Raw genomic sequence first — 16,073 nt, 5'->3', positions numbered from 1 at the left:
ATATTATCTCGATTATGGCGTTACGTCGAAGCCGAACCACTTTTCGGAAAGCTTCTTGATCGTGCCGTCAGCCTTGGCAGCTTCGATGGCTTCGTTGAACATCGCCTGAAGTTCTGGCTCGTTCTTACGAATGCCAACAGCAACACCACGACCCAGAATGCCGCCCTTGAAGAAAGGACCAGTCATGACGAGGTCTTCATTGCCTGGCTTCTTGGCAGCATCCGAAAGGTAAGCAAGCGAAGCAACAACCAGATCGACGCGACCGGACTTCAGGTCTAGATCGTGCTGGTCAGTGGTCTTATATTCGCGGATGTCGGTTGAATCCTTGAAATACTTGTCGAGAAGCGAAAGACCGAGCGAAGCGGTCTGAACGCCAACGGTACGACCCTTGATTTCAGCTGCAACCTCATCAATCACCTTCTGGGACGCAGCTTCGTCTTTAGCAAGATAAAGCGTTTCGCCAGTGTGGGGCAGCTTGGCAAAAGGGCTGTCTTTCAGCGTTGCAAAGGTCTGTGGTGTCAGGCCATAAGAAACGGTGAAGTCAATGGTTTCTTCGCGCTTTGGCGTAGCGGTGAGGCCAGCCATGATCGCGTCGAACTTGCCAGCATTGAGCGCTGGAATGATGCCGTCAAAAGGCTGTGCAACCAGCGTGCACTCAACCTTCATACGTGCGCAAAGATCTTTGTAGAGATCGACTTCGTAACCATCCAGCGTGCCGTCTGGCTTTGTGAAGTTATACGGACGGAAAGCGCCTTCGGTCGCAATCGTGATCTTGTCCCACTTCTTGCCTTCTGCATGTGCAGAAGCAGTTGTGAGAACCAGTGCCGAAACGAACAGGGCTTTGAACAAACCTGTAGTCTTCATTTGACTTACCTTACTAAAGTTATCTGCTGCCCCGCCTTGTGGCATAGATCAGCAATGTTTGAAATAATCAGGCAGCGTTTTCGTGGCTGATAAACTTGCGGAAACGCTCGGATTTTGAATTGCCGAACACGTCTTCAGGCGCACCATCTTCTTCGACCAATCCCTGATGCACAAAGACCACGCGATTGGAAACATCACGGGCAAAACCCATTTCATGTGTGACGACCAGCATCGTGCGGCCTTCTTCAGCAAGGCCGCGCATAACGCGCAGTACTTCGCCAACCAGTTCCGGATCGAGTGCCGAAGTCGGCTCGTCAAACAGCATAACCTTCGGCTTCATCGCGAGAGCACGCGCAATCGCCGCACGCTGCTGCTGGCCACCAGACAAATGTGCCGGATAGAAATCGCGCTTGTCAGCAATGCCGACCTTGGCGAGCAAAGCTTCCGCCTCTGCCACGCATTCGGCACGCGAACGGCCCTGCACATAGATCGGCGCTTCGATGATATTTTCGAGAATGGTCTTGTGCGACCAGAGATTGAAGCTTTGGAAGACCATACCGAGTTCAGAGCGGATACGCGATACCTGCTTCTTATCAGTTGGGTAGGCTTCGCCCTTCGAGTTCTTCGCCATGCGAATGGCCTCACCCGAAACAGTCACGGTGCCAGACGTTGGTGTTTCCAGCAGATTGATGCAACGCAGGAATGTCGATTTGCCGGAGCCGGAAGAGCCGAGGATCGAAATCACTTCGCCTTCGCGCGCTTCCAGAGAAATGCCCTTAAGCACTTCATTAGCACCGAAGCTCTTGCGCAGATTTTCGACTTTCAGAGCCACGTTCGACGTCACCGGGGATGTTGGAGACACAAGTTTACTCACGATGATTTTCCTTCGGTGGCGGTTTTGACGACGGGCTGACGCAGATAAGGCGTAAGCTTATATTCAGCGAACATGAGCACGCGTGTCAGAACGAAGTTGATAGCAAGATAGATCGCGCCCGCAATGACGAACACTTCAATCGCACGATAGGATTCTGCGATCAGCTTGGCGGCGATGCCTGTTACTTCCATCAAGGTGATGATGGAGGCCAGCGACGTTGCTTTGACCATAGAGATCATTTCATTGCCATAGCCCGGCAGCGCCTGACGGATTGCAAGCGGCATCACAATGCGACGAAAGCTTGTGAAGCGCGACATGCCACAGGCTTTGGCCGCTTCGATCTGACCACTTGGAACTGACAACAGACCACCACGGATAATTTCACTGGCATAAGCTGCGTTGTTCAAAGTCAGCGCGATGATCGCACACCAATAGGGTTCGCGCAGGATCGGCCACAGAAACGAATAACGGACTGACGGAAACTGGCTGAGACCATAATAGATAATGAATATCTGAACCAGAAGTGGCGTACCGCGAAATACGAACACATAAAGACGCGCGATCCAGTCGAGAACAGTAATGCCCGACAGACGCATCAGCGCAAAAAGTAGAGCCAGAATGGCGCCAAAGACAATCGAGCTCGCCGCAAGCTGAAGGGTCAGCGGCACGCCGCTCATCATCTGCATGAAGGATTCGGTATAGAACTGAAAGTTCATGATGCCCTCCGGACGCCGCGCGAAAAGTGGCGCTCAGCTTTTTGCAGAATGGTGCCGGAAACCGACGAAATCAGCAGGTAAAGCGCACCAGCGATCAGGTAGAAGTTGAATGGCAAGCCGGTAGAACCTGCCCCAATCTGGGCCTGACGCAAAATATCAACAACGCCGACAACGGAAATCAGCGCGGATTCTTTAAGCGCAACCTGCCAGACATTGCCGAGGCCCGGCAGCGCATGACGAAGTGCCAACGGTGCAATAATACGGCGAAATTTGAGCGCCTGTCCCATGCCACAAGCAGAGGCCGCTTCAAGCTCGCCCTTGGAAACGGCACGAAATGCACCACGGAATACTTCCGTATGATGCGCACCGCACGAAATGCCGATTGCAAGCACACCAGCGAGGAATGCCGGAAATCCGACAAAACCCTGCGCGCCGAAGAAACGGCCAATTGCTGTTACAGCGGCACTACCGCCGAAATAAAACAGATAGATCACCAGAAGATCGGGAATGCCGCGAATGATTGTGGTGTACGCATCTGCAACGCCACGAAGCGTGCGTCCGCCGGAGATTTTGGCCCAAGCCGCAAACACACCAATGATCGCGCCAAGCAGATAGCCGACGACAGACAATGCTACAGTGACGAGCACCGCCATCATCAGCACATGGCCCCAGCCGTCAGGTCCAAAGCTTAGAATATCGAGAAAAGCCTTCATGATGCCTCAGGCCGTGTGGGGGATAGGGGAATAAACGTCATCTTGTTTTCCGGGTATCTCTTTTGGGCTGGTGCTTACTTATCAGAAACAGGCAAGGCTGGTTGAACATTATCCGGGATCGGGTTCACAAAAACAGCACCATTCAACGTCTTGACATGATCTTGCTTGGCTTTATCGATCTGCTCCGGATTGAGAAACAACTCTATCGCTGTGCTGCCCATAATTTTCGCCGCATGCGCCATGCCCTTGTGCGCCGCAGGCAATTTACCCTGCGCCACCATCTGCCATGAATGAAGCGGAGTACCGATTGCGCAGGTTGCACCGCGCATTTGAACTGTTGGAACGACCCAGCTTACGCTTCCCACGTCGGTAGAACCAACAAGCGAATTATCGCCCTTATAAGGCTCATAAACACCTTCGCAAAGCGCTATTTCAGCTTTTGGTTGAACACCGAAACGACGAAATGCATCGGAGATGTCATCTTTGGTAAGTGTCGCCTGAAAGCGCTTTGCCGTTTCGCGATCCTGATCATCAAAAACCGGCGGACCGAGACGATCAAGCTCCCGCTGCATCAGCTGTTCCAGCGCCGGATTGCCAATCAGATTGGCGTCACCACTGACAATCTCGCTTTTGACCGTGGTTTCAGTCATCAGAGCCGCACCGTCTGCGATCTTTTTTACGCGCTCCAGCAGAACCTGCATTTGAGGCAAATCGAGTGCGCGGATCAAATAACGCACGCTGGCTTTCGCTTGCACGACATTGGGTGCAAAACCACCCGTATCAGTGACAGCATAGTGAATGCGTGCGGATGACGGCATATGCTCGCGCATATAGTTCACACCGACATTCATCAGCTCTACGGCATCGAGCGCGCTGCGCCCAAGATGCGGAGCGGATGCAGCATGCGCCGCGCGACCCGTGAAGTTAAAATTGATTTCATTACAAGCCAGTGAAACAGGATCGTTAACGCCGGCAAAAGGTGCTGGGTGCCAGCAGAAAGCAATATCGACATCATCGAACAAGCCTTCGCGCACCATAAAGCCCTTGGCAGATCCGCCTTCTTCGGCAGGGCAGCCATAATAGCGAACTCGGCCCTTGATGCCATTCGCCTCGAGATAATCCTTGACTGCAGCCGCTGCCAGAAGTGAACCGGAACCGAGCAAATTATGGCCGCAACCGTGACCGTTGCCGCCCGCTTCAATCGGCTGTTCTTCCACTACACCTGCAAACTGACTCAAACCGGGAAGCGCATCAAATTCGCCAAGAATAGCGATGACCGGACCGTCTTCACCCGCCTCGCCCATCACGGCAGTCGGCAGGCCAGCAATACCAAGCTGAACACGGAAGCCTTCGGCCTCAAGCTGTGCCGCATGCGCGTCGCTCGATTTATATTCTTCGTAATTGGTTTCAGGATTATCCCAAACTGTATCGCTCAGTTCGAAATATGCCGCGCTCTTCGCGTCAACAATGTCCCAAATGTCATGGTGATTTTTCAACTTGGCTCTATCGCTCGCGGCTCATGTTTTCGGACTTGCGGGAGAAATGGCAGGTCAAGGACAGTAAGAGGACCAAGATCTAAATCCCCATTTCGCCGGATTTTTATGGCTGAAATGTCTGGTCTGACTTCCGTCAAAGAAGAGAGCGCTCCTCCCGAGCTGTACCTAGAGGTACTGCATATCAATGGCAACCGATATAAGTGAAATTGCACAAAACACACAGCTCAACCAACATTTTGGCTAACCAAAACACCCATATTGATAAGAAGTCGCTGACATAACCGGAATCGATTGCATCAAAAAAGCCGCATGACAATGTCACACGGCTTTCTGGATCTATTCAGATCGGGCTTAGAAGTCCCAGTCGTCGTCTTCGGTCGCAACAGCTTTACCAATGACATAAGACGAGCCGGATCCTGAGAAGAAGTCGTGGTTCTCATCGGCATTCGGAGAAAGCGCCGAGAGGATCGCCGGATTAACCTTGCAGGCCTCCGCCGGGAACAACGATTCATAACCGAGGTTCATGAGCGCCTTGTTTGCATTATAATGCAGGAACTTTTTGACGTCTTCAGTCAAGCCGACGCCGTCATAAAGCGCTTCGGTATAACGCACTTCATTGTCGTAAAGCTCAAGCAACAGATCAAAGGCAAAATCCTTGATTTCCTGCTTTTTCGCTTCATCAAGCTTCTCAAGCGCGCGCTGATACTTATAGCCGATATAATAGCCATGAACGGCTTCATCGCGGATGATCAGGCGGATGAGGTCAGCCGTGTTGGTAAGCTTTGCGCGGCTCGACCAATACATCGGCAGATAGAAGCCCGAATAGAACAGGAAGCTTTCCAGAAAAACGCTGGCAATCTTCTTTTTCAGCGGGTCTTCGGAATTATAGTTGTCGAGGATAAGCTGCGACTTCTTCTGCAAGAACTCATTTTCTTCCGACCAGCGATAGGCATCGTCCACATCAGGCGTCAAACACAGCGTCGAAAAGATCGACGAATAGGAACGCGCATGAACCGCTTCCATAAAGGAAATGTTCGATAGAACAGCTTCTTCATGTGGGGTGGATGCATCGTCCATCAGTGTCACAGCACCAACGGCATTCTGGATCGTATCCAGAAGCGTCAAGCCTGTGAAAACACGGATAGTGAGCTGCTTTTCTTCGGCTTTCAACGTTTCCCAAGACTGAATATCGTTGGACAGCGGCACTTTTTCCGGTAGCCAGAAGTTGCCGGTCAAACGGTTCCAGACTTCGAGGTCTTTATCGTCTTCGATCCGGTTCCAGTTGATGGCACGAACCACAGCCGGCTTTTTGGTATTGTCTTTTTTAAACTGCATATTCATTTGTCTCTACCTTGGTTGGGATCAGCGTGAGATTCTGGCTGTGGCATGCCGAAAATGGTGGGGTTCGAGAACCGGAGCGCAGCGTACATAAAGTACGTGAGCACCGGCTTGCAGAACGACGTCATTTGCAGGCTGCCAGAGCCTGAATATTCGCGATCCTAGAGAGCGCAGGATACGCAGCCTTCAACCTGCGTACCTTCGAGCGCCATCTGGCGCAGGCGGATGTAATAAATCGTCTTGATGCCCTTTTTCCACGCGTAAATCTGCGCCTTATTGATATCGCGTGTCGTCGCGGTATCACGGAAGAACAGTGTCAGCGACAGACCCTGATCGACGTGCTGCGTTGCCGCTGCATAAGTGTCGATGATCTTTTCCGGACCAATCTCATAGGCATCCTGATAATATTCCAGATTATCATTCGTCATGAAGGCAGCCGGGTAATAAACGCGGCCAATCTTGCCTTCTTTACGGATTTCGATCTTGGAAACAATCGGGTGGATCGAAGAGGTCGAGTGGTTGATGTAGGAGATCGAACCTGTTGGCGGCACGGCTTGCAGGTTCTGATTATAGAGCCCACCTTCCATCACAGCCTTTTTCAACGCCTGCCAATCTTCTTGCGTCGGGATCGAAATACCAGCGGTCTCGAACATCTCACGAACGCGGTCTGTTGCAGGCTCCCAAGTCTGATCGGTATATTTGTCAAAATATTCGCCGGTCGCATATTTCGACTTCTCAAACCCCTTGAACGAACTGCCCTGCTCTACTGCCAAAAGATTGGAAGCGCGGACAGCGTGATAAGCCACCGTGTAGAAATAGATATTGGTGAAATCGACACCTTCTTCTGAACCATAATAGATGCGCTCACGAGCGAGGTATCCGTGCAGGTTCATCTGGCCGAGGCCGATGGCATGGCTTTCATCATTGCCGCGCGCAACCGAAGGAACCGAACCGATATGGCTCATGTTGGCAACAGCCGTCAGTGCACGGATCGAGGTTTCAATCGTCTTGCCGAAATCCGGGCTATCCATCGCAGCTGCAATATTGAGCGAGCCGAGATTGCAGGAAATGTCCTTGCCGAGATACTCATAAGACAGATCTTCGTTGAAGATGCTGGCTTCACTGACCTGAAGAATTTCTGAGCAGAGATTGCTCATGGTGATGCGGCCATCAATCGGATTGGCGCGGTTCACCGTATCTTCAAACATGATGTAAGGATAGCCGGACTCAAACTGGATTTCCGCCAGCACCTGGAAGAAATCACGCGCGTTGATCTTCTTCTTGCGGATACGACCGTTATCGACCATTTCACGGTATTTTTCGGTGATCGAAATCTCGGTCATCGGCACGCCATAGACGCGTTCAACGTCATAAGGCGAGAACAGGTACATATCCTCGTCGTTCTTCGCGAGCTCGAACGTAATGTCCGGGATCACAACACCAAGCGACAGTGTCTTGATGCGGATTTTTTCGTCGGCATTTTCACGCTTGGTATCGAGGAAGCGCATAATATCCGGGTGATGGGCGTGCAGATAAACCGCGCCCGCGCCCTGACGCGCACCAAGCTGATTGGCATAGGAGAATGAATCTTCCAGAAGCTTCATCACCGGAATAATGCCGGAAGACTGGTTCTGGATTTGCTTGATAGGCGCACCGGATTCACGAATATTGGTCAGGCTCAGTGCCACGCCGCCGCCGCGCTTTGAAAGCTGGAGCGCGGAATTGATTGAGCGACCAATCGATTCCATGTTGTCTTCAACGCGCAACAGAAAGCACGAGACCAGTTCGCCGCGCTGCTTTTTGCCAGCATTGAGGAAGGTCGGTGTTGCTGGCTGATAACGGCCCGAAATGATCTCATCGACCATTTCGCGTGCGTGCTGCTCGTTACCGCGGGCAAGAGCCAAAGCCACCATGCAAACGCGATCTTCGTAGCGCTCGAGATAGCGCTTACCGTCGAAGGTTTTCAGCGTATAGCTGGTGTAATATTTGAAAGCGCCAAGGAAGGTCGGAAAGCGGAATTTCTTGTCATAGGCATGATCAAAAAGATCGCGCACGAAATTGAAGGAATACTGGTCCAGCACTTCCCGCTCGTAATAGCCTTCTGTTACCAGATAATCGAGCTTTTCACGCAGGTTATGGAAGAACACGGTGTTCTGATTGACGTGCTGAAGGAAATATTGCTGGGCCGCCTGCCGGTCACGATGCAGCTGAATCTTGCCGTCATCATCATAGAGGTTCAGCATGGCGTTTAGCGCATGATAATCCAGCGAAGTTTCAGCGAGCTTTGATGGCTTGCTTCCTGATGCAGCGCTCGTTGCGGTGCTGGTCGCTGAGGATGACGCATGCTTTTCCGAAGCAGCGACCGTCTCGCGCTCACGGGTCAAGGTTGTGTCTGCCGTGTCCAAAATCGTTCCATCCCGTCTTTAACATTGCCAAGGTCTTCGTCCGTTCCCAAAAGCTCAAAGCGATAGAGGTATGGAACCTGACATTTTTCCGAAATTATTTTGCCTGCAAGGCCAAAGCCTTCGCCGAAATTGCTGTTCCCAGCGGCAATAACACCGCGAATGAGGGATCGGTTATCCGCATCGTTAAGAAAGCGGATGACCGGCTTGGGAACAGCGCCTTTCGCGCCACCGCCGCCATAGGTTGGGGTCACGAGCACATAAGGCTCGTTCACCCGCAACAGATCAGCATCGTCTTCATGGCTTTCCAGCGGAATACGCTTTGAGCGCATCCCAAGACGCATCACGAAGCGATGCGTGTTCTCCGAACGGCTGGAAAAATAGACAATCTGGCCCATCACAAACCCTAACAGCGATTGGGATTAGGCGAGCGAGCTGATCATATCCGGGCGGAAACCAGCCCAGTGGGCTTCACCAGCAACAACAACCGGCACCTGACGATAGCCAAGACCCTGAACCAGATCATATGCGTCGCTGTCTGCGGAAATATCGATGACAGCATATTCAATGCCCTGACGATCAAGTGCGCGGGTGGTGGCAGTGCACTGGACGCAGGCTGGCTTGCTATAGACGGTGACGTTCATTTTTTCCTCACTGGGGATAAGGGATTTTCAACAGCAATCCGAGGCCGCATTGCACCGGATCACGCTTGAAAATGAGATTTTACTGGCTGCGCTTTACGCGAACGAACACGCAAAAAACATTCACGCATTGCGAAATGCGTGCGACAAATACAAAAACTGCGGGGCAAAACACTCTTAAGAGCGCGTGTCCTGTAAACTAACCCGTACCGGGCGGACCGGAACTACTCGGCTTTAAATCAATCGACATGCTTTTCACCCCGAAGCTTGGAGGGGATATTCGGAGCGGCAAAAGACACGGCAAAACTATGCCAAAATCCTATTACGCACCAACTGACACCCCGCCCGTTGACGTTCTTGTTCAAGGCAGGTCTCCTGGCTCACGGCTTAGCGCCTTTGCCCACCTTCCCGGTTTAACCCAGTGGCATTCGGACATCGGCTAACCGCTTACAGTTGCGGGGGCAGCTACGGCTTAGCCACATCCATCATGGATATAACGCACCGTATTCCCATCTTCGCTTTCAATTCTCACGAATCGCAAGAACCTTGAACACAAGATATAGTATCTGAAGTTAAAAACTCGTCAACGGATAGACGGATCAAATTTATTTAATCTTGGCTAAATTGAGGCTTGCCTGTGAATAGCAGGGATAACGCGGGAGGGCATTCACCAATGCGCGAGCAAGCGAGTCGAACCGATTCATAGCGGCTAACGCACACCATGTCTGGACGCCGCATGGTTCATCCACATCTAAGAACACTATCGAGTGCCTAAATATAAAAAGCCAGAAATTGCCTCTTCAATAATATTCCGATAAATTAGAGCTCAATATGGGCAAGCGCGATCCATTCCGCCTTTTGACTGCCTTTATTACAAATCAATTTGGAGTAAAAATTGCATAGTGAACAATCTATTTTAAAAACATCAATAGCAGTTACAATTTTTATTGCCGGTTTTGGCGTCGCCTTTGGCCTTTTGTCAGGATCATTTTCAATTGTTTTTGACGGTGTTTATATGCTGGCAGATGCTGCGATGAGCGGACTTGCGCTTATGGTTGCTCGACTAATTACCTTGTCTGCGCTTGCTGAACCGCCAAGCGGTAAATTGCGTGATCGATTCACCATGGGTTTCTGGCATCTGGAGCCAATGGTCCTCGGCCTCAATGGTATTATGCTAACCGGCGTGGCGATTTACGCCCTTATCAATGCGATTGGCAGCTTGATGGATGGCGGGCGCGATCTCGAATTCAGCTATGCGATTTTTTATGCAGTGGTTGCACTGATCGCCTGCCTTGGCATGGCGTGGCTGGAGACGCGAGCCAACCGCAAACTCAAGTCAGATTTTATAGCACTTGATGCCAAGGCATGGATCATGTCCGGCGGCATTACTGCTGCACTCCTCATCGCCTTCACGGTGGGCTATGCAATCCAGGGCACTCATCTTGACTGGCTAACGCCTTATATTGATCCAGCGGTTCTCGCGCTGGTTTGTATCGTGATTATTCCGATGCCAATCGGAACGATCAAACAGGCATTGGCCGATATGCTGCTCGTCACACCCCTCGATCTGAAGGAACACGTTGATACCGTGGCGCGGCAAGTAGTCGAACGACACGGCTTTAAATCCTATCGCGCCTATGTCGCAAAAGTGGGCCGAGGCAAGCAAATGGAACTCTATTTCATAGTACCCCGTGACCTGCCAGCAAAGAAGCTTGAGGAATGGGATGCCCTGCGTGATGAAATTGGCAACGCGCTTGGCGGTGAAGGCCCCGATCGCTGGCTGACCATTGCCTTTACCACCGATGTAGAATGGGCTGTTTAAAAACGAATCCATTAGCGCCCATCGTTTTTGCGAGAATTGTTGAGCCGATTACCGTGCTTTTGGGGTCACAACAGCATCAGATCGTTCAATAACCACAACTATGCCATTCCAATTCGCTAAAACAATTCAACAGTTTAAAAAATGTTTCAGTTTCACCACCGAAACGTGATCGCGGAATGCGTTGACTATTAACACTTCGTTAACCACAGTTTGTTGCAATATGTTACATTGCGTTATCGACAAGGTGGTTACGAATTGAAGGCATTCCGGCAGATAAAACAGCAATCCCTGAACGCAGGGCATCGCACTGCCATGTCTCAAATGACGTCATTTTGGGGTCTGATGCGCGCCTATTGGGTGTCGGATCGCTGGAAAGAAGCCTGGGCGTTAACGGCTGCGATTTTCATCTTCACCGCCTTTATCAGCAAGACGACGGTTTGGGTGGCGGAGGCCTCCGGCCATCTGATGAATTCCATCGTCAATGTTAAAAGCGCGCCGGTTCAAAACCCGTTACTGGCCATTGCGCTCAATGCTGGCGTGCTGATCCTGCTCATGCTGGGCAAGGATGTGATCCTTGTGGGCTTCCGGCATCTTCTATCCACCACCTTGCATCGCAAATGGCGCAAGTGGCTCAATGACAGCTTCTCCGATGCGATGCTCGACCGCAACCACACGCACTTCCATCTCCAGCAAGGCAAAGGTGCAAACCTTCCCGACAACGTAGACCAGCGCTTGCAGGAATCCATCAAGGGCATGACAGGTGGTGCCATCGGCCTTGTTATGGGTATTGTCGGAGTTGTGCTCTCGGCATTCTTTATCGGCCAGAAACTGCTCGAAATCTCAACCGAAGTCAGCGGCCTTGAGTTTCTCGGTTCTTATGGCGGAGCTGTTTTGGCGTTCGCTGCGATTGTTCTCTATGTGCCTATCGGCACGTTCATTGCCATTAAGATTGGTCGCAAGCTGGAACAGCTCAATCTCGGCATGCAAAAAGCGGAAGGCTCTTACCGCGGCGAATGGACCACATTGCTGCGCCGCAGTTTCCAGATTTCTGCGTCCGATGGCGAAAGAGTTCAGCGCTCAGTCAATAAGCGCCTTTACAAAGATGTAGACGGAACATGGAACCGCCTTAACCGCTTCGATGCCGCCTATCTCGCTTTCTCGCAAGCCTATGGCTTCCTGTCCAATCGCATCATCGCCTATATCCCGGGCATCGTGCCCTATATGAGCGGTGCGGTTAGCTTCCGCAATTACGTAACGGGCGCTGAACTGGTCGCTGCCATGATCAATGATTGCTCATGGTTTATTCAGGTTATGCCTGCCATCGCAAATTTGCGTGCAAATGCGGGTCGTGTCATGGGGCTGGCACAGTCAATCGAAGCTGTTCAGGAACCGGGCGCATTCTATGCCAAGTCCGGCGTCAATCGCTTTAGCTTTGCAACGCAACATCAGCGTTTTGGCCTTTCAGTGCGCAATCTTGCGCTCATGCAAGGACCGGACACGGAAACACCCTTTCTGCGCTCTGGCGTTATCAATATCCGGTCGGGCGATTGGGTCTATATGCGTGGTGAATCCGGTTCCGGAAAAACGTCTTTTATTAAAGCGCTGAATGGTCTCTGGGCTTATGGGGCTGGTGAAATCATCTATCCTGAAAGCCGGAAAACCATTTACACGCCGCAGGAAGCCAAATTTCCGAACGTGTCATTAAAGCAGCTCATCTGCCTTCCTGAAGCTGAGAGCGAGTTCAATGATCTTGCGGTCGCTTCCGTCTTGCATGAAGCAGGACTCGGAGAGTTTATTCTACGGATGAATGACGAGAATGCTGACGGCTCGGCATGGGACATGGTGCTTTCAGGTGGGCAGAAGCAGAAAATCATGCTCGCGCGCCTCTTGCTGCACAAGCCGTCCGTTATCTTTCTCGATGAAGCAACGGGCGCACTCGATCCTGCATCAAAACTGCGCTTCCACACCGCGCTCAAAACACATTGCTCGAAAGCAATCGTCATCTCGATCATGCATGAGGAAAAGCTGCCAACGCTCGAAACCGGCGAAAGCGTCTATTCCCATGTTCTCGAGATACAAAATGGTTATGTGTCGCTGAAGCCTGCTGATACGGCATATGAACCGCATGTTGCGCTGATAGCAGCGGAATAGACCTGCTCATCACGCCATAAATATACCCAAAAATAGCTGCCTATTAGAATGATAGCTACTTTCAGCACGTTCTATAAACTGTAACATACTCAAAACACTATTTTCCGAATCCTGCCGATTTCTCTGACGGACAATTCAATGACCTATATTCCTGATGCTCGCCGATACGATTCCGCAACCTTTCGCCGTGTCGGCAAGAGGGGTTTGAAATTACCCCCTATTTCGCTTGGTCTGTGGCACAATTTCGGTGACACAACGACGCTCGATCGACAGCGTGAAATTCTCTTTAAGGCGTTCGATCTCGGCATCACTCATTTCGATCTCGCCAATAATTACGGACCACCTGCGGGTTCTGCTGAAATCAATTTCGGGCAAATTCTGAAACATGAGCTTGCGGCCTATCGCGACGAGCTAATCATTTCGACCAAAGCGGGCTGGGATATGTGGCCGGGACCATATGGCGCGGGTGGCGGCTCACGCAAAGCGCTGCTTGCAAGCCTTGATCAGAGCCTCAAGCGCCTTGGCGTTGACTATGTAGACATCTTCTATTCACACCGCTTTGACGCGAATACACCGCTTGAGGAAACAGCCGATGCATTGGCGTCTGCGGTTCGCCAAGGCAAAGCGCTTTATGTCGGCATATCATCCTATTCCGGCAATAAGACCCGCGAAATCGCGAAACTACTTGAAGAGCGTCAGGTGCCCTTGCTGATCAATCAGCCGTCTTACAATCTGTTTAATCGCTGGATTGAAAAAGATCTGCTGGCCGCAAGCGATGAAGTCGGATCCGGCATCATTGCTTTCACACCGCTGGCGCAGGGTTTGCTAACCAACAAATATCTCAATGGCGTGCCAGAAGATTCGCGCGTCAATCGTCCGGGTGGTCACTTCCTGCATCAGGAACACCTTGCACCAGAAAACATCGAACGCGCCAAGGCTTTAAACGAGATTGCAAAGCGTCGCGGACAATCGCTGGCACAGCTCGCTCTTGCGTGGGTGTTACGCGATCCACGCGTTACTTCTGCACTGATCGGCGCAAGCTCCGCAAAGCAGGTTGAAGAGAACGTTGCAGCACTCAACAACCTTGCATTCACCGCGGAAGAACTCACCGAAATTGATCGCTATGCGGTGGAAGGTGGCGTCAACCTTTGGGAAAAGCCATCTCACGACGAGGCGGTTTAAACAACGCTTTTACACACTTCTTCAATGACAAAGCCCGAATGCAGATCCTGCATTTGGGCTTTATTTTATAGCACTATCGTGTTTCCCAATTGCGGGAACATGCACTCGACAAATCGCGCTGCCGTTGGCTGCGGTTCATGATTGGCAAGGCCCGGACGTTCATTGGCTTCAATGAAGACATAGTCGGGTGTCTCAGGCGATTTCACCATGAAATCAATACCGACAACCGGAATGCCAATTGCGCTTGCAGCCTTGCAGGCGGAATCGACCAGCGTTGGATGCACTGTGGCTGTTACATCATGAATTGTCCCGCCGGTATGAAGATTAGCGGCCTTACGCACCGTGATCTCGCGGCGGTCGTCAAGCACATCATCAAGTGTCAGGCTTTGCTGCTCGAGACAGCGTTTTGTCTCAGCATCAATCGGAATCCTACTTTCACCACCCGTTGCAGCCATTCGACGGCGCGACTGAACTTCGATCAGGCGGCGGATGGTTGATTTTCCGTCACCGATTACGCGTGGCGGGCGACGCACAGCGGCGGCAACCAGCTTATAATCGATAATTACCAGCCGCAGATCTTCACCCTCAAAGCAGACTTCAAGCAGCACTTGATTGCAGACTTCGCGTGCCTGCTTAATGGCTGAGCGCAGATCTTTCATTGTGGTGATGCCCACTGAAATGCCACGCCCCTGTTCGCCACGCGCAGGTTTTACAACCAGTTTCTTGTGCTTTGTAAGGAAAGCTTCCAGCGTTTCCTCATCCGCATCAGCGCCAATCTGTTCCGGTACGCTGAGCCCCGCTTTTGCCACAGTACGGCGCGTTACAGCCTTATCGTCACAAATAGACATAGCAACGCCGGAGGTCATTTCAGACAGGCTTTCGCGGCAATGGATAGAGCGTCCACCATGCGATAAGCGGAAGAAGCCGCCTTCCGCATCGGTGATTTCCACATGAACGCCACGGCGCAGCGCTTCATCAACAATGATGCGCGCATAAGGGTTAAGCGCATCAAGGGACTGGATCGGCTGGGCGAAAAACTTTTCGTTGATCGCGTTTTTACGTTTGATCGCGAAGAGCGGCACGCGACGGAATTTCAACTTCTCATAAAGCCGGATTGCGTTGTCATTGTCGTAAAGTACCGACAGATCGACATGATTGAGCCCGCGCGCCTGAAAATGCTCGGCAAGCTTGCGCACAAGCTTCTCGCCGATGCCGGGCTGTCGTGCCTGTGGATGCACAGCCAGGCACCAGAGCGAGCCCCCCTGAGCGGGATCATTGAACAGGCGCTGATGATTGATGCCGGTGACGGTGCCGACAATCTCGCCCGTTGCATCGTCTTGGGCTACAAAATAGGTGACAGCACGATTATCCCGCTCGCAGGAAAAGAAATCCGCGCGCAACTGCACCATACCACATGCGGCATAGACGGCATTGATGCCGTCTGCGTCGATTTCAGATATAGCACGGCGAATGGTGATGCCGCGCGTGCTGCGATTACTCGCACGATAGTTGGAAAGCTCCAGCCGATAGGTGTGCGACGGATCAAGGAAGATTTCCTGTGGCGCCTGCGACAGCAGCACGTGCGGATCACTGACATAGAACAGAATATCGCGGCTTAATGGCGCTTCGGCGCGCAACGCTTCAATGATCGCTTCATTGCTTTCAAATGTCTGGGCGAATAGCAAACGTCCCCAGCCGCAATCAAGCACTGTATTGCGGGTAACGTTGCGTTCGTCCGGCTGCGCGTGACCGTGCAGGTGCTCCTGATAGAAGCCCGCACCTTCGGGTGTGCGCATCCGTGTAAGCCGGTGCGAGAAAGCATTTCTGCCCCTTGCTTTCTGCCGCGTCATTTCAACCTCAGCTGTCTTTTTCAT

The 16,073-nt window shown here is 51.8% G+C and carries 13 protein-coding genes and 1 riboswitch; of the genes, 3 read left to right on the top strand and 10 right to left on the bottom strand.

Annotated elements, in window-relative coordinates; translation table 11 throughout:
* Positions 1 to 12: 12 nt before the first annotated feature.
* The 9 genes from WH356_RS18290 to nrdH form a co-directional block, all read right to left on the bottom strand.
* Positions 13 to 864, bottom strand: coding sequence for a transporter substrate-binding domain-containing protein (locus WH356_RS18290; RefSeq protein WP_339513369.1), 852 nt, complete (start codon positions 862 to 864; stop codon positions 13 to 15).
* 67 nt (positions 865 to 931) lie between these two features.
* Complete coding sequence (locus WH356_RS18285) at positions 932 to 1,738, bottom strand: ABC transporter ATP-binding protein (protein WP_339513368.1); 807 nt, start codon at positions 1,736 to 1,738, stop codon at positions 932 to 934.
* Entirely contained in the window at positions 1,735 to 2,454 is a 720-nt protein-coding gene (locus WH356_RS18280) for an ABC transporter permease (protein WP_339513367.1), read from the bottom strand. Before WH356_RS18280 ends, WH356_RS18285 begins: the two co-directional genes overlap by 4 nt.
* A complete protein-coding gene (locus WH356_RS18275; RefSeq protein WP_339513366.1) occupies positions 2,451 to 3,167 on the bottom strand; it encodes an ABC transporter permease in 717 nt (238 codons plus the stop codon). The genes WH356_RS18280 and WH356_RS18275 overlap by 4 nt, the downstream gene beginning before the upstream one ends.
* 74 nt (positions 3,168 to 3,241) lie before the next feature.
* Entirely contained in the window at positions 3,242 to 4,663 is a 1,422-nt protein-coding gene (locus WH356_RS18270; RefSeq protein WP_339513365.1) for a M20 family metallopeptidase, read from the bottom strand.
* Between the two features lie 351 nt (positions 4,664 to 5,014).
* Entirely contained in the window at positions 5,015 to 6,004 is a 990-nt protein-coding gene (gene nrdF, locus WH356_RS18265) for a class 1b ribonucleoside-diphosphate reductase subunit beta (protein ID WP_339513364.1), read from the bottom strand.
* Between the two features lie 158 nt (positions 6,005 to 6,162).
* Complete coding sequence (gene nrdE, locus WH356_RS18260) at positions 6,163 to 8,268, bottom strand: class 1b ribonucleoside-diphosphate reductase subunit alpha (protein WP_339513462.1); 2,106 nt, start codon at positions 8,266 to 8,268, stop codon at positions 6,163 to 6,165.
* Between the two features lie 113 nt (positions 8,269 to 8,381).
* Complete coding sequence (nrdI, locus tag WH356_RS18255) at positions 8,382 to 8,801, bottom strand: class Ib ribonucleoside-diphosphate reductase assembly flavoprotein NrdI (RefSeq protein WP_339513363.1); 420 nt, start codon at positions 8,799 to 8,801, stop codon at positions 8,382 to 8,384.
* A gap of 24 nt (positions 8,802 to 8,825) precedes the next feature.
* Positions 8,826 to 9,047 (bottom strand): glutaredoxin-like protein NrdH, encoded by a 222-nt coding sequence (nrdH, locus tag WH356_RS18250; protein WP_339513362.1) that lies wholly within the window; start codon positions 9,045 to 9,047, stop codon positions 8,826 to 8,828.
* Positions 9,048 to 9,392: 345 nt separating this feature from the next.
* A riboswitch (cobalamin riboswitch) is annotated at positions 9,393 to 9,608 on the bottom strand.
* Between the two features lie 331 nt (positions 9,609 to 9,939).
* Between nrdH and WH356_RS18245 the strand changes: the two genes are divergently transcribed.
* From WH356_RS18245 to mgrA, 3 genes are all read left to right on the top strand, one after another.
* On the top strand, positions 9,940 to 10,866 hold the full coding sequence (locus WH356_RS18245; protein ID WP_339513360.1) for a cation diffusion facilitator family transporter: 927 nt from the start codon (positions 9,940 to 9,942) through the stop codon (positions 10,864 to 10,866).
* Positions 10,867 to 11,178: 312 nt separating this feature from the next.
* Entirely contained in the window at positions 11,179 to 13,017 is a 1,839-nt protein-coding gene (locus tag WH356_RS18240) for an ABC transporter ATP-binding protein/permease (RefSeq protein WP_339513358.1), read from the top strand.
* 138 nt (positions 13,018 to 13,155) lie between these two features.
* Positions 13,156 to 14,199, top strand: coding sequence for an L-glyceraldehyde 3-phosphate reductase (gene mgrA / locus WH356_RS18235; RefSeq protein WP_339513356.1), 1,044 nt, complete (start codon positions 13,156 to 13,158; stop codon positions 14,197 to 14,199).
* A gap of 65 nt (positions 14,200 to 14,264) precedes the next feature.
* Here the strand turns inward: mgrA and ngg are convergent, their stop codons facing one another.
* Positions 14,265 to 16,073 carry an N-acetylglutaminylglutamine synthetase gene (gene ngg, locus WH356_RS18230; protein WP_339513354.1) on the bottom strand — a complete coding sequence of 603 codons (1,809 nt, stop codon included), beginning with the start codon at positions 16,071 to 16,073 and terminating at the stop codon, positions 14,265 to 14,267.

Origin of the sequence: Ochrobactrum sp. MYb379 (genome assembly GCF_037479515.1) — a bacterium.
Lineage (GTDB): Bacteria > Pseudomonadota > Alphaproteobacteria > Rhizobiales > Rhizobiaceae > Brucella.
The sequence above is the reverse complement of the archived record's forward strand: the minus strand, read 5'-3'. Positions and strand labels throughout refer to the sequence as shown.

Excerpts from the sequence above, each read along its gene's own strand:
- WH356_RS18240 (WP_339513358.1), top strand. The coding sequence starts at position 11,179 with ATGTCTCAAATGACGTCATTTTGGGGTCTGATGCGCGCCTATTGGGTG.
- mgrA (WP_339513356.1), top strand. The coding sequence starts at position 13,156 with ATGACCTATATTCCTGATGCTCGCCGATACGATTCCGCAACCTTTCGC.
- nrdH (WP_339513362.1), bottom strand. The coding sequence starts at position 9,047 with ATGAACGTCACCGTCTATAGCAAGCCAGCCTGCGTCCAGTGCACTGCC.
- WH356_RS18280 (WP_339513367.1), bottom strand. The coding sequence starts at position 2,454 with ATGAACTTTCAGTTCTATACCGAATCCTTCATGCAGATGATGAGCGGC.
- nrdI (WP_339513363.1), bottom strand. The coding sequence starts at position 8,801 with ATGGGCCAGATTGTCTATTTTTCCAGCCGTTCGGAGAACACGCATCGC.
- WH356_RS18290 (WP_339513369.1), bottom strand. The coding sequence starts at position 864 with ATGAAGACTACAGGTTTGTTCAAAGCCCTGTTCGTTTCGGCACTGGTT.
- WH356_RS18275 (WP_339513366.1), bottom strand. The coding sequence starts at position 3,167 with ATGAAGGCTTTTCTCGATATTCTAAGCTTTGGACCTGACGGCTGGGGC.
- nrdF (WP_339513364.1), bottom strand. The coding sequence starts at position 6,004 with ATGAATATGCAGTTTAAAAAAGACAATACCAAAAAGCCGGCTGTGGTT.
- ngg (WP_339513354.1), bottom strand. The coding sequence starts at position 16,073 with ATGAAAAAGACAGCTGAGGTTGAAATGACGCGGCAGAAAGCAAGGGGC.